This window comes from Ensifer sp. EB106-03-01-XG145 (genome assembly GCF_058792075.1).
In genome coordinates, this window is record NZ_JBYTEC010000005.1 from 1 (window position 1) to 19472 (window position 19472).

Below are 19472 nucleotides of genomic sequence, written 5' to 3' on the forward strand. Positions count from 1 at the left end.
CTCTGCTTCTTCATTCGTCCGTCCTTTAATGGGCCGGACTCTAATCCAATCTGGAGGAAATTCGCAGTGGCAGGTCAGGCGCCATCAAAGCCGAACTCTCAAACCTGACGTTGACGCTCAATAGCGTAGAGAGCAACGCAGAGTCGAGCGCGATGTAGCGGCCTCTGCTCACGTCCGTCAATTTGCCGCCGATAACGCGCGATGAACGAGGAACTGATGGCAATTTCCGGCTGAACGACGAAGAACCAGGCCACGACCTACACGAAGAAAGCACACCGCAAACAGATGGCGACAGGCGCCATGCACAAGCTCGTGCCGGAACAAGAGTAGGTCGTATTTCGCCCCACACATTTCAAGGTTGGAAAATGCGGGACAAAAACAGAGAAAATCACAATAAAAACAGCATGGTATTCGTGATAGTGGTGCCCCATGCCGAAGCAAAGCAAACGAGCGGCATCAGTGGCTTACCAGTTTGTGAGACACATCAAGCGAGCGCCGTTTTATTATCTTTTCTCTCGCTCATGTCCCACCTAGAAAGGAAATGAACCATCTGGAGTGAAGTGGCAGAACAGCGCTCAAATTGCACTTCATTCTAGCTTTGCATCAGACTCATCTGACTACATGGTGAGGCCGTCAAGATAGGGGCGATTCATGAAGTGCATCTCTGAACTTTTGATGGGATTGGCGGGAGCGACATTGGTCGTCATTAGCGCAGTTCAACCGGCGGAAGCTAACAGTGACAATGGCCAAGACCAATCTTGTGAAATCGTCAACTTAGCATACGCGGCAACCATGAACGCTACCCGGTCGAGCGTGACGGTTTATGCCGAGCAGGACGATGGATCTTTAGTGTTTACCGCCGATTTGCGAACCCAGTCAGGTACTAATTATCTGAAAGATTCAACGCGAAAGCAATGGATCCGGTACCCACAGACAAAGTGGGTTCCAGCGGACCAATCTGGCCCGAAAATAACTGAGTGTGTATTTGAGGGTGATGAGAGTCACCTGGGTCTCGCAGCAAAGCACTATTCAGCTATCCGTCATGAGGTGCCGCAGGTCTCTAAAGTGGATTTTTGGATTACGCATGACGATGGACGAATTGTAAAAATGCGAATTGGGCCGTGGGGAGTCAAGCTTAAGTCCGGACTAGGACTAGTTGAAATCCGGAAGTTCGATGATGAGGCATTGACCCCTCCACTTTGATCCGCAGCCGCAGACTTGCGCTTCCATTCGGACGGTATGTCCGATGATTTTTCGAAACCCTGAACCGGAATTACATGCGCCTATCAGTTCCACACGACGCTGAAACAGCGCTCCAATCGCGCCGTCGTCCAGTTTCCGTGAAAACCTTAAACAACTGCGCCGGCACGTCTGCACTCGCACCGGTTGGCCGCCTAGGCTTCTTCTTGTTCTGTTTAGCGGGCGCTTCCACTGGACCCAGTGAGGAATTGTAAGCAGCGAGATTGTTCCGGGGTGCGAAAATGTGGGGCAAAAACAGCGAAAAAGAACAACAAAAACAATAGCTGTTAGGTGTAGGTGGTGCCCCATGCCGGGGTCGAACCAGCACTCCTTTCGGAACTCGATTTTGAGTCGAGCGCGTCTACCAATTCCGCCAATGGGGCTCAGGGAAGTGCGATATCAGCGGCTCGGATTTACACGAAGGTTTTCACTGCGGTCAACCATCATTTTCAGCATGCCCCGATGACAATCACGAAAGCGTGCGGACCTGTCGCGGCTACCGCGATTTACAGGGCGCGCGATCCTGCCTAAGAAGGCGCCATCCAGTTTGCACTGCGGCATGTGTCGGTTCCGAGCTGCCGCCCGCGAGGTATAGATGATCGACACCGCCACCCAATCCCGCCAGCACCTGCTGATCGCCATTGTCGTGACACTTGGCATGGCGGCAACTGTCGGCGGGGCGCTCGGCTTCGAGCATATCGGTGGCTACATCCCCTGCGCGCTCTGCCTGTTGCAGCGCGATCCCTACTATTGGGGCATCCCGGTCGGCATTCTCGCCATCATCACCAGCGCGCTGAAACTGCCGGTGTGGCTGACCCGCACGCTGCTCGCCATCGTCGGCATCCTGATGCTCGTCGGCGCCGGCATGGGCGTCTACCACTCGGGCGCGGAATGGCACTTCTGGGAAGGCCCCTCCACCTGCGCGACGACGGCACAGGGCGTGTCGTCGAATGTCGGCGATCTGCTTGGAGATCTCGATTCGAAGCACGGTCCGTCCTGCACGGAGGCCGCATTGCGGGTGCTCGGCCTTTCCTTCGCCGGGTGGAACGTGATCGCCAGCCTCATCCTCGCAGCGATCGCCCTGCGCGGCGCTGCAAAGGCGCGCTGATCTCCCTGGGCGGACTCAGGAATGCGGACACTTTCGCGCCGTAACCACCCGACACGGGTTGGCGAAGGCACGCACCTGTCCTGATCCCGCTCTGGGGCTTGATCCGGCAAGAAGGCACGAACAGCGTCAGGGCTGCAGTTCGACGTCCCAGTAGAGATAGTCCATCCAGCTTTCATGCAGATGGTTCGGCGGAAAGAGCCGACCGTTGTTGTGCAGGTCCTGTACCGTCGGCTGGAAGGGCCTCTGGTGCGGGAACATGCCGGCCTGCTTCGGCAGCTTGCTGCCCTTGCGCAGATTGCAGGGGGAGCAGGCTGCGACGACGTTGTCCCAGGTCGTCTGGCCGCCGTGAGCGCGGGGCACCACGTGATCGAAGGTGAGATCGTCGGGCGAACCGCAATACTGGCATTCGAATTTATCGCGCAGGAACACGTTGAACCGGGTGAAGGCCGGGTGGCGCGAGGGCTGCACGTAGCTCTTGAGGCAAACGACGCTCGGCAGTCGCATCGAGAAACTCGGAGACGACACCGAATGTTCGTACTCGGCAAGGATGTTTACACGGTCAAGGAAGACGGCCTTGATCGCGTCCTGCCAGGACCAAAGCGACAAGGGGTAGTAACTAAGCGGCCGATAGTCAGCGTTCAAGACGAGCGCTGGTAAGGCCTGAGGTGAGACTGCAATCGTCAAGCGTATTCTCCTGATCGATTCGGCATCTGCACCTTCTATATTAGGCCCGTTGCAACAGGATTGTGAAGCCGGAAACAAAAATGCATGCGCTGGATTCGCTTTTTCCTTCAAGGTGTCACAGGAACAGCATCTCGGCGCATTTCCTGTGCATAATAGGCCCAGAAGAGCCGCGCAGCGACACTGCGCCAGGGCGACCAGGAGGCGGCAAGCGAATCAATTTCGCGTGCGGTCGGGCGCAATTCGAGGCCCAGCCCGTGGCCGATCGCGTTCTGCAAGGCGACGTCGCCAGAGGGGAAGACATCCGGGTGGCCGGCGCAAAACAGCAGATAGACCTCCGCCGTCCAGCGTCCCACGCCCTTGACCGCCGTCAGGTCCCGGATCGCCTCGGTCGCTTCGACGTCGCAGATCGCATCGAGATCGATCTCGCCGCCCACCACCACATCGGCGACGCGACGCAACGCATCCGCCTTGGCGCGGGAGAGGCCGATGACGCGGCAGTCCTCATCGCTGAGCGAAATCACCCCTGATGCCGTCACCTCGCCGAGCCTCTCTTCCATCCGCCGCCAGATCGCCGCAGCGCTTGCCTTCGAGACCATCTGCGAGACGATGATGCTGGCGAGGCCTCGGTAACCGGGATTGGTTCGGCGGAGCGGCACGGGCCCGGCCCTGGCGACCACGTACTCCAGACGCGCATCGAGCATCACCAGACCGGAAAGCCCGGCTTCGATATCCTCATGTGTCCGGATGATCCGCATGACGCCTCCACAAAGCGGATGATTTTTATACGCCTTCCATGGCAAAGGGAAAGGATGCCAGACACGCCACCCGTTTTCCGCTTTGCCCCCAGCCCGAACGGCCTGCTTCACCTCGGCCATGCGCTTTCCGCGGTGCTGAACCACGACATGGCGAAGGCCGCGAACGGCCGTTTCCTGCTGCGCATCGAGGATATCGACCAGACCCGTTGCCGCCCGGAATTCGAGGCAGCGATCTCCAGGGATCTCGCCTGGCTCGGCTTGGACTGGGAGCGCCCCGTGCGCCGCCAGTCGGACCATTTCGGCGCCTATGCGTCGGCGCTTGAACGGTTGAATGAACTCGGCGTGGTCTACCCCTCGATCATGACCCGCGGCGAGATCAAGGCCGCCGTCGCAGAAGCCGAAGCCGGCGGCCGGACCTGGCCGCGCGATCCGGATGGCAGTCCGCTCTATCCCGGACGCGAGCGCACCTATTCGACCGGTGAGCGAACGGCCATGCTTGAGAGTGGCAGAGCCTATGCCTTGCGGCTCGACATGCAGAAAGCGATCAGCCTCTTCGGCAACGCCCGCCTCACCTGGAGCGAGAGCGGTGCCGGGCCGGCGGGCGAAGCCGGCATCATTGCTGCCAACCCCGCCGCCTGGGGCGACGTCATCCTGTCGCGTTCCGATGCACCGTCAAGCTACCATCTGTCCGTCGTGACAGATGATGCGCTGCAGGGCATTACCCACGTGGTGCGCGGCCGCGATCTCTATCACGCAACCTCCGTGCACCGGCTGCTGCAGCGGCTTCTCGACCTGCCGGAGCCGCTCTATCATCACCACCGGCTAATCCTTGGGCCGGATGGCCGCAAGCTCTCCAAGAGCAACCAGGATACCGGCATTGCGGCATTCCGTGCCGCCGGCCGCACCCCGGAAGAGGTCCGGGCCCTAGTCGTTTAGGTCCTCGTCTTCGCGGCCCGCATCGGTGCCGCTGCGGAACTGGAAGCTGCGCCGCACCATGCGTTTGACCCGGTATTTCAGGATTGCCGCGTTGATCTCGGCGCCGATGATGAAGATCGCCGCGATCATGTAGAGGAACACGAGCACGATCATGATCGACGCCAGGCCCGCATAGGTCGAGACATAGGTGGCGAAGGTCGCGAGATAGGAGGCGAAGGCATAGGCGCCGATCGTCCAGCAGACGAGCGTCAGCACGATGCCGGGGAGCACGTCGACCACCTTGCGGTGACCGTCCGGCAGCCAGAGATGCGACACGAGCAGCCCACCGGTCAACATGATCAGGGCGAGCGGCAGGCTCCAGTTGTCGACTGTCGCCAGCACACCGCCGAGCCACGGCCACCATTCCCCGGTGTAACGCACCGCCAGCGGCACCGCGACCAGCAGGATGCTGAGCGCCGCAAGGATCAGCACGCCGGCGAGCACGAAGCCGAGGCTCGCTAACCGGGTCATGTACCAGTAACGGCTCTCGCTGACGCGATAGGCGCGGTTCAGCGAGACGCGCAGCGCTTCCACGCCGTTGGAGGCAAAATAGGCCGCGGCAAGAACGGAAATGGTCAAAAGCCCGCCGCGCGGGATCGTCAGCACCCGCACGATCTCGTCGGCGACAGGCTTGGCGATCGATTCGGGCCAGGCGTCGAAGATCAGGTGTACGGCCGTTTCGGCAAATTGATCAGCGCCGAGAAAGCTGCCGAGTGCTGTGCCGAAGATTAGAAAGGGAAAGACGGCAAGCAGCGACGACAGAGCCACATGGCTCGCCATCGCCCAACCGTCATCGAGGCTGAAATGCCAGAGCGCATCGAATACGACTTTCCAGGTGATGCGTATGAATGCTGGCATTCCATTCCAATCCTACAGGGCTCCACGACCGCGTACTCCCGCGCTGTCGTCCCGGTGCCGTTTCCTTGGCTTCACACGATCCCAACGGCGACAACGCTGGCGGGTTCCGGCTTGCGCAATTCAATTGTATCCCGCCGATGAATATGGGAAACGGAGGCAGGATTTCTACAGGAATCGATCGGATGACTGATCGCCCCACAATCATTGTCACCGGATGTTCGTCCGGGATCGGCGCCTACTGTGCGCGCGCGCTTCATGCCGACGGCTGGCGTGTCTTTGCCACCGTGCGCCGGGAAGAAGACCGCCAGTCCCTTGAAGCTGAGGGCATCGAGACCTTCCTGATGGACTATACCAAGCCGGAAACCATCGCCGCCCTGGCAGACACGGTGCTGGCGCTTTCCAGCGGACGCATCGACGCGCTGTTCAACAACGGCGCCTATGGCCAGGCCGGTGCCGTCGAGGACCTGCCGACCGAAGCGCTTAGGCTTCAGCTCGAGACCAACGTCATCGGCTGGCATGACCTGACGCGGCGGGTGATTCCGTCGATGCGGGCGCGTGGCAGCGGCCGCATCGTGCAGTGCTCCTCCATCCTCGGCATCGTTCCCTATCGCTGGCGCGGCGCCTACAACGCATCCAAGTTTGCGATCGAGGGCCTGTCGCTCACGCTCAAGATGGAGCTTGCCGGCAGCGGCATCGAGGTGAGCCTCATTGAGCCCGGACCGATCGCGTCCAAGTTCACGACCAATGCCGTTGCCTATATCGAGCGTTTCATCGACCTGAAGAATTCGGTGCACCGTGTCGAATACGAACGACAGATGCGGCGCCTGAAGGGCGAAGGCAAACCCGCGCCCGGCAAGCTCGGCCCGGATGCGGTTTATGCGGTTTTGAAGCACGCGCTGACAGCAAAGAAACCAAAACCGCACTATATTGTAACAAGGCCCGCCAGGCAGGGCGCGCTTCTGAAAAAGCTCCTGCCGGCTGCATTGTTTTATCGCATCATCGGCCGACTTGGCTGAGTAGAAATGCAAGGAAGAATACGATGTCTAGTTTCTTCACCGGCCTGACCCTGTTCGTCATGGGCTTGGTCGCCATTGTTTTGCTCCGCGGCCTCTTGAACATGATGAGGGGCGGCAGCGCCAGCAAATCCAACAAGCTGATGCAGGCCCGCGTGCTGCTGCAAGCGATCGCGATCGTCCTGATCATGGTAACGCTGTGGGTCACCGGCGGCGGCCGCCCGACCTAGATGACGCAATTCCGGACGCAAAGCCGTTCCACACCTTTCCTGGAATTGCCCGACCTAGATGACGCAATTCCGGACGGAAAGCCGTTTCACACCTTTCCTGGAATTGCTCTAGAGGACCGTGACGACAGATGGTGAAGCTCAACAAGATCTACACCCGGACGGGTGACAACGGCACCACCGGGCTTGTTGCAGGTCCGCGCCGCCTCAAGAGCGACCTTCGGGTCGATGCCTATGGCGCGGTGGATGAATCCAACGCCTTCGTCGGCTTGGCGCGGCAGCACACGGCCGACATCCCGGCGCTCGACGACGCGCTGATGCGGATCCAGAACGATCTCTTCGATCTTGGCGCCGATCTCGCGACGCCCGACACCGGCGAACCGCCGCAATACGAACCGCTCCGGATCGTCACAGCGCAGGTAACCTGGCTGGAGACCGAAATCGACCGGCTGAATGCCGAGCTCGAACCCTTGCGCTCCTTCGTGCTTCCAGCCGGCAGTCCTGCCTCAGCGATGTTGCATGTCGCCCGCACCGTCGCGCGGCGGGCCGAGCGGCAGATGGTAGCGCTCGCCAATGTCGAAGGAGAGATCGTCAGCAAAGAGGCGATCGCCTATATCAACCGGCTCTCCGATTTCCTGTTTGTCGCGGCGCGTTCGGCAAATGACAAAGGTCAAGCCGACGTCCTTTGGATTCCCGGAAAAAACAGATAACGTCCGCTTCCGCATCGTTCCCAAGCCGGATTCGGATTGAGGAACCGTGGCATGGAACGACGCTTCGGGAGAGAGCATGTTCATACCGCTTCACGATACGAACACCCTGAAGCACATCAAGGTCCAGTACGTCACGATCAGCCTGATCGTCGTCAACATCGTCGTCTGGCTGATCACCGGGCCGATCGCCTCGGAAGAGTTCGCCAATGCCGCAATCCTCGGCTTCGGCTATATCCCGGCGCTCATCTTCGACTATGCCCAACTCGATCCGTCACTGATCATCGTTCCCGACGGCTTCACCTTCATCACCTATTCCTTCCTGCATGGCGACTTCATGCATCTGGCGATGAACATGCTGTTCCTCTGGGTGTTCGGCGACAATGTCGAAGACGCGCTCGGGCACTTCCGCTACCTCGCCTTCTATCTGCTCTGCGCCGCCGCGGGGGCGCTTGCACATGGGCTTCTCGATCCGGCCTCAGAGGCACCGCTGATCGGCGCATCCGGCGCGATCTCCGGCGTCGTTGCCGCCTACTTCCTGCTGCATCCGAAGGTGCGCGTCTGGGTTCTGGTGTTCTTCCGCATCCCGCTGCCGCTTCCCGCGGCCATTCCGCTGGCCCTCTGGATTGGCCAGCAATTCTTCATGCTGGTCGTCGATCCTGGCAGCGGCGTTTCCTGGAGCGCCCATGTCGGCGGCATCGTCGCCGGCCTCATCCTGGTGGTCATTTTGCGACGCCGCGACGTACCGCTTTTCGACCGCACCATCGTTACGCCGCGCGCCGTCCGCCACAAGGCGGAACCGGTCACGGCCGGGCAGCAGCCGGCTCCGGATGCGACAAAACCGCCGATGCCCTGGGGACGCCAGACCTGAGCGGAGCCCGGCCTTTTCCGCCCAATGAACGCGGATCGGGCGGTTTTTCAAGGACTTGCCTGCCCCCGGCCCCGCATTGACGACCTGTAAAAGACTGGCCTCGGAACCCGCTTGCCATCCGCTTATCTTACGTGTACGTAAACGTCATTCCAATTCTCGGGATTATATCGATTTAGCGCCATGCACAGCGATTGTAATTGGAGAAAAAACGCGTATCGATGTCGCCAACCGACAATCAGGCGGCTCCGTTAAGGCGCATTTTCCTGCGAAAGCTCTTGGAGGGAAGAATCCATGAAAATACTTGTGACGGTGAAGCGGGTGGTTGACTACAACGTCAAAATTCGCGTGAAGGCAGACGGTTCGGGCGTCGAGCTCGCGAACGTGAAGATGTCGATGAACCCCTTCGACGAAATCTCGGTCGAAGAAGCGCTGCGGCTGAAGGAAGCCGGCAAGGCGGAGGAAGTCGTCGTCGTTTCCGTTGGTCCGGCCAAGGCCGAAGAGACGCTACGCACGGCCCTTGCCATGGGCGCCGACCGCGCCATCCTGGTTGAGACCGAAGACCAGGTCGAGCCGCTCACTGTGGCCAAGATCGTCAAGGGCGTCGCCGAAGCCGAACAGCCGGGCCTGATCATCGTCGGCAAGCAGGCGATCGACGACGATTCGAACCAGACCGGCCAGATGCTGTCGGCTCTGCTCGGCTGGGCCCAGGGCACCTTTGCCTCCAAGGTCGAGATCGGCGATGGCAAGGCAACCGTGACCCGCGAAGTCGACGGCGGTCTGCAGACCATCGACATCAAGCTGCCGGCAGTTGTCACCACCGACCTGCGCCTCAACGAACCGCGCTACGCCTCGCTGCCGAACATCATGAAGGCGAAGAAGAAGCCGCTCGACAAGAAGACCCCTGCGGACTTCGGCGTCGACACCGCTGCCCGCCTCAAGGTGCTGAAGACCGAGGAGCCGTCGGGCCGCAAGGCCGGCATCAAGGTCAAGTCGGTCGCCGAGCTCGTCGAAAAGCTCAAGACCGAAGCCGGCGTGCTCTGATTTAAGGAAGGGAGATATCATCATGGCCATTCTTCTTCTGGCTGACCACGACAGCAACCACCTTTCCGACCAGACCGCCAAGGCGCTGACCGCCGCCTCCAAGATCGCCAGTGGGACTGGAGCCGATGTGCATGTGCTGGTCGCCGGTAGCGGCGCCAAGGCAGCGGCCGAACAGGCATCGAAGCTTGCCGGGGTATCCAAGGTGCTCGTCGCCGACGATGCCTCGCTTGCCAACAACCTCGCAGAGCCGCTGGCAGCCCTGATCGTTTCGCTCGCCGGCAACTACGACACCATCGTCGCAGCGGCGACCTCGGTCGGCAAGAACGTCATGCCGCGCGTCGCAGCGCTGCTCGACGTCGCCCAGGTCTCGGAAATCATCGAGGTCGTCTCTTCCGACACCTTCAAGCGCCCGATCTATGCCGGCAACGCCATCCAGACGGTGCAGACGACGGAAGCCAAGCGCGTCATCACCGTGCGCACCGCCTCCTTCGCCTCTGCCGCAGAAGGCGGTTCGGCTGCGATCGAAAGTGTCGCGGCTGCCGCCAACCCGGGTGTCTCCAGCTTCGTCGCCGACGCCCTGTCGTCGTCCGACCGTCCGGAGCTGACCTCGGCCAAGATCATCATCTCCGGTGGTCGTGCGCTCGGTTCCTCGGAGAAGTTCCAGGAAGTCATCCTGCCGGTTGCCGACAAGCTCGGTGCTGCCGTCGGCGCCTCGCGCGCCGCTGTCGATGCCGGCTACGCGCCGAACGACTGGCAGGTCGGTCAGACCGGCAAGGTGGTCGCACCTGATCTCTATATCGCCTGCGGCATCTCCGGTGCCATCCAGCACCTCGCCGGCATGAAGGACTCGAAGGTCATCGTCGCGATCAACAAGGACGAAGAGGCACCGATTTTCCAGGTCGCCGACTACGGCCTGGTTGCCGATCTCTTCGAAGCGCTGCCTGAGTTGCAGAAGGCCCTGTAACCGCGGCAAGAGCCGCCCGCCGCCACCCATGAAAAGGGCTGGCAAAAGCGTGGACTTGGCATTAACAATCTACCGGGCCGGCCAAACCGGCCCGGTTTGCGTGTCTGATGGCGGCCTCACCGCCAAACCTTTGAAGATGGATGTTCGCCGCGATGATCAAGACTGTCGGAATTATTGGTGCCGGGCAAATGGGCTGTGGCATCGCGCATGTTTCGGCAATCGCCGGATACAAGGTGCAGATCTACGATCTTGCCGCTGAACGGATCGAAGCGGGCCTTGCCACCATCAACGGCAACCTCGCCCGCCAGGTATCGTCCGGCAAGATGACCGACGAGGCCCGCAAAGCCGCCTTGGCCCTGATCAAGGGCTCATCCGACATCAACGACCTGTCGCAGGCCGACCTCGTCATCGAAGCCGTCACCGAAGACGAGACGATCAAGCGCAAGATTTACGGCCAGGTTTGTCCGATCCTGAAGCCGGAAGCGATCCTGGCGACCAACACCTCTTCTCTGTCGATCACGCGCCTGGCCTCGGCCACCGATCGTCCCGAGCATTTCATGGGCATCCACTTCATGAACCCGGTTCCGGTCATGAAGCTGGTCGAGCTCGTGCGTGGCATCGCCACTGACGAGCTGACCTTCAAGACCGCCAAGGAGTTCGTTGCGACGCTCGACAAGACCGTAACGGTCGCCGAAGATTTCCCGGCCTTCATCGTCAACCGCATCCTGCTGCCGATGATCAACGAGGCAATCTACACGCTTTACGAAGGCGTCGGCAGCGTCGAGGCCATCGACACGGCCATGAAGCTTGGCGCCAACCATCCGATGGGTCCGCTGCAGCTTGCCGACTTCATCGGCCTCGACACCTGCCTGTCGATCATGCAGGTGCTCTATGACGGCCTGGCGGACTCGAAGTATCGCCCCTGCCCGCTGCTGGTGAAATACGTCGAGGCAGGCTGGCTCGGCCGCAAATCCGGCCGCGGCTTCTACGACTACCGCGGCGAGATTCCGGTTCCGACCCGCTAACTTGTCGTCAAAGGCAAAGAAAAACCCGGCAATCCGCCGGGTTTTTGTTTTGTGCACCTACCGATCCCGCCTCAGCTACCGACTGCCGGGGCGACAGCGGCGCTGATCAACGCCTTGGCATCGTCGCTGTCCCAGGCGGCCGGGCCGTTCATCGAGCCGATGAGGCAGCCCTTGTCGTCGAGCAGCAAGGTCGCCGGCAGTCCGAAGGCAAGGCCTTCCTTCTTCATGTTGTTGAAGACGCCCATGGAGGCGTCGCGGTAGTAGCCAAGCTCATGCACGGCGGTCTCGTCGAGGAAAGCCTTCGGCTTTTCGTCGTCGCCGACGTCGATATTAATCGCCACCACCTCGAACTTGTCGCTGCCGAGCGACTTCTGCAGCGCGTTGAGCGCCGGCATTTCCTCGCGGCAGGGCACGCACCAGGTTGCCCAGAGGTTGACCAGCAGGGTCTTGCCGGCAAAGGCCGAAACATTGGTCGGCTTGCCGTCCGGACCGTTGAAGTCGAGCGCGATCGGCCGCGGCGACGAAGCCGGCGACATGGCGGCGACATGACCCTTCATGAACGGCGTCAGCGACGCGACCTTGGCTGATGTCAGCGGGCAGCTGGTGCTGGCCGTTTCAGTCGCCTCGCCATTGCCAGACCCCGTCTCCTTCACGTATACCGCTGCCGCACCGACGATCACGCCAAACAGGGCGGCGAGCGCGAACAGTTTCACGGCCGGGGGGGATTTCTTCTGGTCGGGCATTTCATTCTCCAAGGCGGGCATTCTTCATGGCTGACGGCAATTCCGAGACGAAATCCTCCAACCAAATGTGGGGCGGTCGCTTTGCCTCGGGTCCGGACGCGATCATGGAGGAGATAAATGCCTCGATCGGCTTCGACAAGAAGCTCTATGCCCAGGACATCCGCGGCTCAATAGCGCATGCGACGATGCTGGCGCATCAAGGCATCATTTCGACTGAAGACAAAGACAAAATCGTTCACGGCCTCAACACGATCCTGTCAGAGATCGAAAGCGGCCAGTTCGAGTTCTCGCGCCGCCTCGAAGACATCCACATGAACATCGAAGCGCGGCTTGCGACGCTGATCGGCCCCTCGGCCGGACGCCTGCACACCGCCCGCTCGCGCAACGACCAGGTGGCGCTCGACTTCCGCCTCTGGGTCAAGGAAGAGCTGCAGCGCACCGAGAAGGCGCTGACGGCGCTGATCGCCGCCTTCCTCGACCGTGCCGAGGAACATGCCGATACCGTCATGCCGGGCTTCACACACCTGCAGACCGCGCAGCCGGTCACCTTCGGCCACCATTGCATGGCCTACGTGGAAATGTTCGGCCGCGACCGTTCGCGCGTGCGCCATGCCATCGAGCATATGGACGAAAGCCCGATTGGTGCTGCCGCACTCGCCGGCACCGGTTTCCCGATCGACCGGCACATGACCGCCAAGGCGCTCGGCTTCGCCGGCCCGACCCGCAACTCGATCGACACCGTGTCCGACCGCGACTTCGCGCTCGAATTCCTGTCGATGGCATCGATCACGGCCACGCACCTGTCGCGCCTCGCCGAAGAGATCGTCATCTGGTCGACGCCGCAATTCGGCTTCATCCGCCTGTCGGATGCGTTTTCGACCGGCTCCTCGATCATGCCGCAGAAGAAGAACCCGGATGCTGCCGAACTGGTGCGCGCCAAGACCGGCCGCATCAACGGTTCGCTGGTCGCACTTCTGACGGTCATGAAGGGCCTGCCGCTCGCCTATTCCAAGGACATGCAGGAAGACAAGGAACAGGTCTTCGACGCCGCCGAGAGCCTCGAGCTGGCGATTGCCGCCATGACCGGCATGGTGCGCGACATGACTGTTCGCACCGACCGCATGAAGGCGGCCGCCGGCTCCGGCTATTCGACCGCGACCGATCTTGCCGATTGGCTGGTGCGCGAGGCGGGCCTGCCCTTCCGCGACGCCCACCACGTCACCGGCCGCGCCGTAGCACTTGCCGAACAGAAGGCCTGCGATCTGGCGGATCTCTCGCTTGCCGACCTGCAATCGATCCATGCCGACATCACCGAGAAGGTCTTCGACGTTCTGACGGTCGAGGCTTCGGTTGCCAGCCGCACCTCCTTCGGTGGCACTGCGCCCAACGAGGTTCGCAAACAGATCGCCTGGTGGCGCGCCCGAAACTAAGGGATGAGCGAAGGTGTGGGCGGCCTCCGCCCGCAAATTCAGGGTGCACAAGCGCCGGAAAAATCGATAAGACATCGCACCAGCATCAGTCCCGCGAAGGAAAATAACGATGACATTCACGAAGGCGGCCCGGCTTGCGCTCCTGCTGGCGATCCCCGGGCTGGTTCTTGTCGGTTGCGGACGCAAGGGCGATCTCGACCGCCCCGGTTCGACGGCGCCGATCAACACCAAGGCGCCCGCCGGAACCGTCGAGCAGAAGGAAAAACCGGACGACCGTCCTTTCCTGCTCGATCCCCTCCTCTAGATCCGCTCATCGTTTCCAACGAAGCATTGAATTGATCTAACTCTTTGAAATTACGCAATTCCGGACGAAAAACCGCTTCATACTCTCCTGGAATTGCGCAAAAGCCGAGCTGCAGCCCGTGAACCACTTCCAGTACCGCGACGGAATCCTCTACGCTGAAGACGTGCCGGTCACCGACATCGCGCGCGCCGTCGGCACGCCTTTCTATTGCTATTCGACCGCCACGCTCGAGCGCCACTACACGGTCTTTTCCAAGGCCTTCGCCGATGTGGACGCGATGGTCTGCTATGCGATGAAGGCCAACTCGAACCAGGCGGTGCTGAAGACGCTCGGTCGCCTGGGCGCCGGCGTCGACGTCGTCTCGGGCGGCGAACTGCGCCGCGCCCTTGCAGCCGGCATTCCCGCAAGCCGGATCATGTTCTCCGGCGTCGGCAAGACGCCGCAGGAAATGGACCTGGCGCTGGACGCCGGCATCTATTGCTTCAACGTCGAGTCCGAGCCGGAACTCGAAGTCTTGAATCAGCGCGCCGTGCGCGCCGGCAAGCGCGCCCATGTCTCCTTCCGCATCAACCCTGACGTCGACGCGAAGACCCACGCCAAGATTTCCACGGGCAAGAAGGAAAACAAGTTCGGCATTTCCTGGGAGCGCGCCCGCGCCGTCTATGCACATGCGGCCACGCTGCCCGGCATCCAGGTCACGGGCATCGATATGCATATCGGCAGCCAGATCACCGAACTGCAGCCCTTCGACGACGCCTTCAAGCTGCTGCGCGAGCTGGTCGACACGCTGCGCTCCGACGGCCACTCGATCGACCACGTCGATATCGGCGGCGGCTTGGGCATTCCCTACAAGGACGACAACAACCCGCCGCCGCTGCCGGATGCCTATGCGGAAATCGTCAAGAGCCAGCTGCAGTCGCTCGGCTGCAAGATCGTCACCGAACCGGGCCGGCTGATCGTCGGCAATGCCGGCATCCTCGTGACCGAAGTGATCTACGTGAAGGATGGTGGCGACAAGACCTTCGTCATCGTCGACGGCGCGATGAACGACCTCATCCGCCCGACGCTTTATGAGGCCTATCACGAGATCCGCCCTGTTCGCATCTCCGCCGCCAACGCGCCGCGCATCCGTGCCGACGTCGTCGGGCCCGTCTGCGAAACCGGCGACTACCTGGCGCTCGATCGCGAGATGGCGATGCCGAAGCCCGGCGATCTCTTCGCCATCAGCTCGGCAGGTGCCTATGGCGCCGTCCAGGCCAGCACCTACAATTCCCGTCTGCTGATCCCTGAAGTTCTGGTCAAGGGCGACCGCTTCCACGTCGTTCGTCCGCGTCAGGACTATGATGCCCTGATCGGCCTCGATTCGGTTCCGGACTGGCTCGCCTGAGGCGATCCGCACCAACGACGACAATATGTGGATCGGCCACCCGGGCGATCACGATTCTGTTTGCGCCCTCGTCTTCGCCACAAACGATGGTATCCTGAAGGCCAGCGGAATAAGCTAAGCTGCGCCGTCTCCGGCCGCATCTCGCTTTACGATATAGGGTCAGCCACGAGCGTAGACGGGCGACCGAAAGGAAACTTGGGCGGATGACGCAATTCCGGCAGGATGAAACGCCACAACCGAAGCCGTTTTCGAGAACCCTGGCACTGAAGAGATGGCTGGCGCGCTGGGTGCTGGTCGCCGAACAGCTTCTGCCGCGCACCCTCCTGCCCGGTTCTATCGTTCTTCTATTTCTCGCCTTCGCTTGGCTCGGCTTCTTCCGCGTGGCACCGTTCTGGCTGCATGCCGCAGCCCTCTTTGCCTTCGCCATCGGTTTTCTCGCATCGCTGTTTCCGCTGACGCGGATCCGTTTGCCCGGAAATGTCGACGCGGACCGCATGCTGGAAGAGCGCAACGCCCTGCCCCACCAGGCGATCCGCGTCCAGGACGATCGGCCGGCAACCGACAATCCACTGGGCGAAGCGCTGTGGCGCGAGCACCAGGCCCGCATGGCACGGATGATCGGCGCGCTCGAGACGGGGCTTCCGCGTCCTGATATCGCCCGACACGATCCTTTTGCCCTGCGTGCCGTACCGGTGCTTCTCGCCTGTGTCGCCTTCGCCTATTCCTACTCCAACCGCGCCGGCCTGCTCAGCGACGCGCTGCGCCTGCCGCAGGCTGCGGTCGAAACGGCCGATATCCGCATCGATGCCTGGGTGACGCCACCCGCCTATACCGGCCGTGCCCCGATTTTCCTCACCGGAAAGCCGGAGGCCGTATCGGCTGCGGAGGACACCGGGGCCATTACCATCCCGCAATTCAGCGACCTGACGGTCCGTGTCACCGGGGCCGGACCGGACCAGATCGTCCGCTATGCGGAAAGCGGCGCGGTCAAGGCAATCGCCATTCCGGCGGCCGGCGAGAAAGCCGGGGAAACGAAGCCCAAGCCGAAGGTGGGCGAAGCCGGGCCCAAGGTCGCCGAAATGGCTGCTTCAGAGCCTGCCCGCAACCCGAATGCCGTGCGCAACCATGTCTACAAGGTCGTCAAGGACGGCGAGCTCGTCGTCGGGGATCGGCGCTGGGCTTTCAAGATCATTCCGGATGGTGTGCCGCAGATCTCCTTCGACGGCATTCCTCGCCCAACCGTCAATGCGGCGCTGGAAATCACCTTCGCTGCAACGGATGATTACGGCATCGCCCAGGCTTGGGCCGAGATCCAGCCACTCGACGAAGCCGGAGAGGGGGCTCGCCCGCTCTATCCGCTGCCGGAATACCGGCTCGATCTGCCGCGCCGCAACGCGCGCGAAGCCAAGGGCACGACCAGCCGAAACCTCAGCGAACACCCGCTCGCCGGCAAGCGCGTGAAGGTCACCCTCGTCGCCCGCGACGCCGCAGGCCAGGAGGGCCGCAGCCCGCCGCATGAAATGATCCTGCCCGCCCGCCAGTTCATCCAGCCGCTCGCCGGCGCGGTCGCCGAGCAACGCCAGGTCTTCGCCCTCAATGCCAACGACCTGCCGCGCGCGCTCGACCTCAACGATGCCGTTGCTTCGCTTGCCGAGGACTGGATCCCCAACCTCACGCATTTCCTGCTGCTGAAATCGGCTCGCACGCGCATGGCCCTTGCCTACAACGAAGACATGCTGCGTGACGCCGCCGGATACCTATGGGAGATCGCGCTCGGCATCGAAGATGGCGACCTGTCACTCGCCGAGCGGCGCCTGCGCGACGCACAGCAGGCGCTCTCGGACGCGCTGGAGCGCAATGCGTCCGACCAGGAAATCGCCAAGCTGATGCAGGAGCTGCGCCAGGCCATGCAGGAGTACATGCAGGCCCTCGCCCAGCAGGCGGCGAAAGACCCGCGCATGGCCGGCAAGATGAACCCGAACAACATCCTGCGCCAGCAGGACCTCGAAAGGATGATGAACCAGATCGAGAACCTGGCGCGCTCCGGCGCGCGCGATCAGGCACGCCAGCTGCTGTCGGAACTGCAGCGGATGATGAACAATCTGCAGGCCGGCCGCGGCCAGCAGCAGATGGGCCAGCAGAACGATGCCATGAGTCAGCAGATCGAGAAGCTCGGCAAATTGCTGCAGGATCAACAAAAGCTCATGGACGAGACCTTCAAGCTCGACCAGGCGCAGCGCGACCGGATGCAGCGCGGCGACCCGTTGCAGGGCGAGGATAACGAGCTCTTCGGTCAGGAGATGCCGCAGGATCCGGAACAGCGCGGCGATCCGAATGGCCAGCCCAACCCGCTCGACGAGATGACCGCCGAACAGCTGAAGGATGCGCTCAAGCAGTTGAAGCAGCAGCAAGACGCGCTTGGCAAGCAGCTCGGAGAACTCAACAAGAGCCTCGAAAACATGGGCATCAAGCCGGGCAAGGGTTTCGGCGAAGCCCAGCGGGAAATGGACGGAGCCTCCGGCGCGCTTGGCAAGGGCCAGGGCGAACAGGCGGTGGGCAATCAAGGCCGTGCGCTACAGGCGCTGCGCCAAGGCGCCCAGGACATGATGAACCAGATGCAGAGCCAGGGTCAGGGCCCCGGCATGGGCGTCCCGCAATTCGGCCAGAACGGCCGCGACCCGCTTGGCAGGCCCCAGAACAACCGCGGTCCGGAATTTGGCGACCACGTGAAGGTGCCCGAGGAATTTGACACGCAACGCGCCCGTCAGATCCTCGAAGAGATCCGCCGCCGGCTCGGGGATAACCTGTCGCCGGAGGCCGAGCGGCAATATCTCGAGCGCCTGCTCGACATGCAATGAGCCCGTAGCTGGTTCGGGCCAGCCGATCCGATATTCCGGTGCTCCCGAGGCGCGGCGTTGCGGCGCGTAGCCTCAAGCCCACGACCTCGGCAGCAATCAGTTGTCGGATTGGGATTCGTCAGGCAGCCAGCGCGAGCGCAACGGCCTTGCGGATATCGGGAAGGGAAAACGGCTTGGAGATGACGTCGACGATCTTGTCGGCCAGATCGTCGGCCCGCTCGCGCTGTTCGGCATAGCCGGTCATCAGCAGGATCTTCATTGCCGGAAAGGCAGCCGACGCCTGATGCGTCAGCTCGATGCCGTCCATGACGGGCATGCGAATGTCGGAAAGCAGGAGATCGAAAGCCTCGCTCTGGAGGCAGGCAAGGCCGTCGGCACCGTCGCCCGCCTCGACCGTCTCATGGCCGTCGAGCTTCAGTGCCCGCGCGACGAAGGAACGCAACGCATCCTCGTCCTCGGTAATCAGGATTTTCGCCATCATGGCCTCCGCGTTTCCGAGGCGCGGCTTTCACGCCGACGCCCGCACCTGATCCAAAAGGTTACAGCGGGCGTCGGTCATCGACCGGACACGACGGCGCTGCAGCACCGCCAATCCGATAGGGAATCACCACGCGGTACATCCCCAACCAACCAGTTTTTCGTTTGTGTTCGGTAAACGCGCGGCGACCGGATTTCAGGGTCGGCGTGCCGTTTTGACACGCCTTACTCGGCATCGCCGGTGACGACACCTACAAAAGGCAGCTCGCGGAAGGCATAGGCGACATCCATGCCATAGCCGACAACGAAGTGATCGGGGCATTCGAAACCGACATAATCGGCTTCGAGCTCGACCTTCCGCTTGACGCGCTTGTCGAGCAGCACGGCGATCGTCACGTTGCGCGCGCCGCGCTCGTACATCAGCTCCTTGGCGAAACGCAGTGTCCGGCCGGATTCGAGAATGTCGTCGATCAAAAGCACGTCACGCCCATGCACGTCGCTGTCGATATCCTTGATGATCTTCACGCCCTGAGAGACCGTACCGAGCCCATAGCTCGACAGCGTGATGAACTCGACTTCCGGTGCAAGGCCGGTGTTGTGCATGGCGCGGATCAGGTCTGCAGCAAAGATGAACGATCCCTTGAGCACCGCGATCACCAGCAGATCCTTGTGCGGACCGTTGACGATCATCCCGGCCAACTCGCTGTTGCGCGCGGCAATCGTTTCGGCCGTGTAGAGAGGTTCGATATTCTTACCGCGAACAACGGGCATCAAGGCTTCTCCAGCGTTTCATCCGGAAGACCAAA

Annotated in this window: 20 protein-coding genes and 1 tRNA gene; 14 read left to right on the forward strand and 7 right to left on the reverse strand. The window is 61.8% G+C overall.

All coding sequences use genetic code 11. The annotated features are described in order from the left end of the window. Positions 1-651: 651 nt before the first annotated feature. On the forward strand, positions 652-1203 hold the full coding sequence (locus tag AC3WWH_RS14345; protein ID WP_082641063.1) for a hypothetical protein: 552 nt from the start codon (positions 652-654) through the stop codon (positions 1201-1203). A gap of 334 nt (positions 1204-1537) precedes the next feature. Here the strand turns inward: AC3WWH_RS14345 and AC3WWH_RS14350 are convergent. After that, positions 1538-1622: transfer RNA gene (locus AC3WWH_RS14350), tRNA-Leu, on the reverse strand. 212 nt (positions 1623-1834) lie between these two features. On the opposite strand from AC3WWH_RS14350, the gene AC3WWH_RS14355 reads away from it, so the two are divergent. After that, a complete protein-coding gene (locus AC3WWH_RS14355) occupies positions 1835-2347 on the forward strand; it encodes a disulfide bond formation protein B (RefSeq protein ID WP_058323913.1) in 513 nt (170 codons plus the stop codon). A gap of 126 nt (positions 2348-2473) precedes the next feature. Here the strand turns inward: AC3WWH_RS14355 and AC3WWH_RS14360 are convergent, their stop codons facing one another. Together AC3WWH_RS14360 and AC3WWH_RS14365 are read right to left on the reverse strand one after the other, a co-directional pair. Then, complete coding sequence (locus AC3WWH_RS14360) at positions 2474-3031, reverse strand: HNH endonuclease (RefSeq protein WP_034797858.1); 558 nt, start codon at positions 3029-3031, stop codon at positions 2474-2476. A 107-nt stretch (positions 3032-3138) separates the two neighbouring features. Further along, positions 3139-3786, reverse strand: coding sequence for a DNA-3-methyladenine glycosylase family protein (locus tag AC3WWH_RS14365; RefSeq protein ID WP_058323912.1), 648 nt, complete (start codon positions 3784-3786; stop codon positions 3139-3141). A gap of 54 nt (positions 3787-3840) precedes the next feature. Between AC3WWH_RS14365 and gluQRS the strand changes: the two genes are divergently transcribed. Further along, positions 3841-4722 carry a tRNA glutamyl-Q(34) synthetase GluQRS gene (gene gluQRS / locus AC3WWH_RS14370; RefSeq protein ID WP_057254779.1) on the forward strand — a complete coding sequence of 294 codons (882 nt, stop codon included), beginning with the start codon at positions 3841-3843 and terminating at the stop codon, positions 4720-4722. Here gluQRS and AC3WWH_RS14375 read toward each other — a convergent pair. Continuing rightward, positions 4711-5619 carry a YihY/virulence factor BrkB family protein gene (locus AC3WWH_RS14375; protein ID WP_057254778.1) on the reverse strand — a complete coding sequence of 303 codons (909 nt, stop codon included), beginning with the start codon at positions 5617-5619 and terminating at the stop codon, positions 4711-4713. The two genes, gluQRS and AC3WWH_RS14375, sit on opposite strands and share 12 nt — an antisense overlap. A gap of 182 nt (positions 5620-5801) precedes the next feature. On the opposite strand from AC3WWH_RS14375, the gene AC3WWH_RS14380 reads away from it, so the two are divergent. The 7 genes from AC3WWH_RS14380 (at position 5802) to AC3WWH_RS14410 (ending at position 11467) form a co-directional block, all read left to right on the forward strand. After that, positions 5802-6635, forward strand: coding sequence for an SDR family oxidoreductase (locus AC3WWH_RS14380; protein WP_057254777.1), 834 nt, complete (start codon positions 5802-5804; stop codon positions 6633-6635). Positions 6636-6658: 23 nt separating this feature from the next. Next, positions 6659-6862, forward strand: coding sequence for a twin transmembrane helix small protein (locus AC3WWH_RS14385; RefSeq protein ID WP_057254776.1), 204 nt, complete (start codon positions 6659-6661; stop codon positions 6860-6862). A 128-nt stretch (positions 6863-6990) separates the two neighbouring features. Further along, a complete protein-coding gene (locus AC3WWH_RS14390; protein WP_058323911.1) occupies positions 6991-7569 on the forward strand; it encodes a cob(I)yrinic acid a,c-diamide adenosyltransferase in 579 nt (192 codons plus the stop codon). A gap of 76 nt (positions 7570-7645) precedes the next feature. Then, entirely contained in the window at positions 7646-8437 is a 792-nt protein-coding gene (locus AC3WWH_RS14395; RefSeq protein WP_057254774.1) for a rhomboid family intramembrane serine protease, read from the forward strand. A 291-nt stretch (positions 8438-8728) separates the two neighbouring features. Further along, a complete protein-coding gene (locus AC3WWH_RS14400) occupies positions 8729-9478 on the forward strand; it encodes an electron transfer flavoprotein subunit beta/FixA family protein (protein ID WP_057254773.1) in 750 nt (249 codons plus the stop codon). A gap of 22 nt (positions 9479-9500) precedes the next feature. Continuing rightward, entirely contained in the window at positions 9501-10442 is a 942-nt protein-coding gene (locus tag AC3WWH_RS14405; protein WP_492377110.1) for an electron transfer flavoprotein subunit alpha/FixB family protein, read from the forward strand. A 152-nt stretch (positions 10443-10594) separates the two neighbouring features. Continuing rightward, positions 10595-11467 (forward strand): 3-hydroxybutyryl-CoA dehydrogenase, encoded by an 873-nt coding sequence (locus AC3WWH_RS14410; RefSeq protein ID WP_057254841.1) that lies wholly within the window; start codon positions 10595-10597, stop codon positions 11465-11467. A 71-nt stretch (positions 11468-11538) separates the two neighbouring features. On the opposite strand, the gene tlpA is transcribed toward AC3WWH_RS14410, so the two are convergent. Continuing rightward, positions 11539-12210, reverse strand: a complete 672-nt coding sequence (gene tlpA / locus AC3WWH_RS14415; RefSeq protein WP_057254771.1) for a thiol:disulfide interchange protein TlpA — start codon at positions 12208-12210, stop codon at positions 11539-11541. 26 nt (positions 12211-12236) lie between these two features. Between tlpA and argH the strand changes: the two genes are divergently transcribed. The 4 genes from argH (at position 12237) to AC3WWH_RS14435 (ending at position 18189) form a co-directional block, all read left to right on the forward strand. Beyond that, positions 12237-13640 carry an argininosuccinate lyase gene (argH, locus tag AC3WWH_RS14420; RefSeq protein ID WP_057254770.1) on the forward strand — a complete coding sequence of 468 codons (1404 nt, stop codon included), beginning with the start codon at positions 12237-12239 and terminating at the stop codon, positions 13638-13640. 109 nt (positions 13641-13749) lie between these two features. Further along, entirely contained in the window at positions 13750-13944 is a 195-nt protein-coding gene (lptM, locus tag AC3WWH_RS14425) for an LPS translocon maturation chaperone LptM (RefSeq protein WP_057254769.1), read from the forward strand. 118 nt (positions 13945-14062) lie between these two features. Continuing rightward, positions 14063-15331 carry a diaminopimelate decarboxylase gene (lysA, locus tag AC3WWH_RS14430; protein ID WP_057254768.1) on the forward strand — a complete coding sequence of 423 codons (1269 nt, stop codon included), beginning with the start codon at positions 14063-14065 and terminating at the stop codon, positions 15329-15331. Between the two features lie 203 nt (positions 15332-15534). Further along, positions 15535-18189 (forward strand): TIGR02302 family protein, encoded by a 2655-nt coding sequence (locus AC3WWH_RS14435; protein WP_058321088.1) that lies wholly within the window; start codon positions 15535-15537, stop codon positions 18187-18189. A gap of 118 nt (positions 18190-18307) precedes the next feature. Here AC3WWH_RS14435 and AC3WWH_RS14440 read toward each other — a convergent pair whose 3' ends face one another. Together AC3WWH_RS14440 and hpt are read right to left on the reverse strand one after the other, a co-directional pair. Continuing rightward, positions 18308-18667, reverse strand: coding sequence for a response regulator (locus tag AC3WWH_RS14440; RefSeq protein ID WP_057254840.1), 360 nt, complete (start codon positions 18665-18667; stop codon positions 18308-18310). A 224-nt stretch (positions 18668-18891) separates the two neighbouring features. Then, the gene (gene hpt, locus AC3WWH_RS14445) at positions 18892-19437 is read right to left on the reverse strand and encodes a hypoxanthine phosphoribosyltransferase (protein ID WP_057254766.1); all 546 of its coding nucleotides are present in this window, start codon (positions 19435-19437) and stop codon (positions 18892-18894) included. Positions 19438-19472 lie beyond the last annotated feature (35 nt).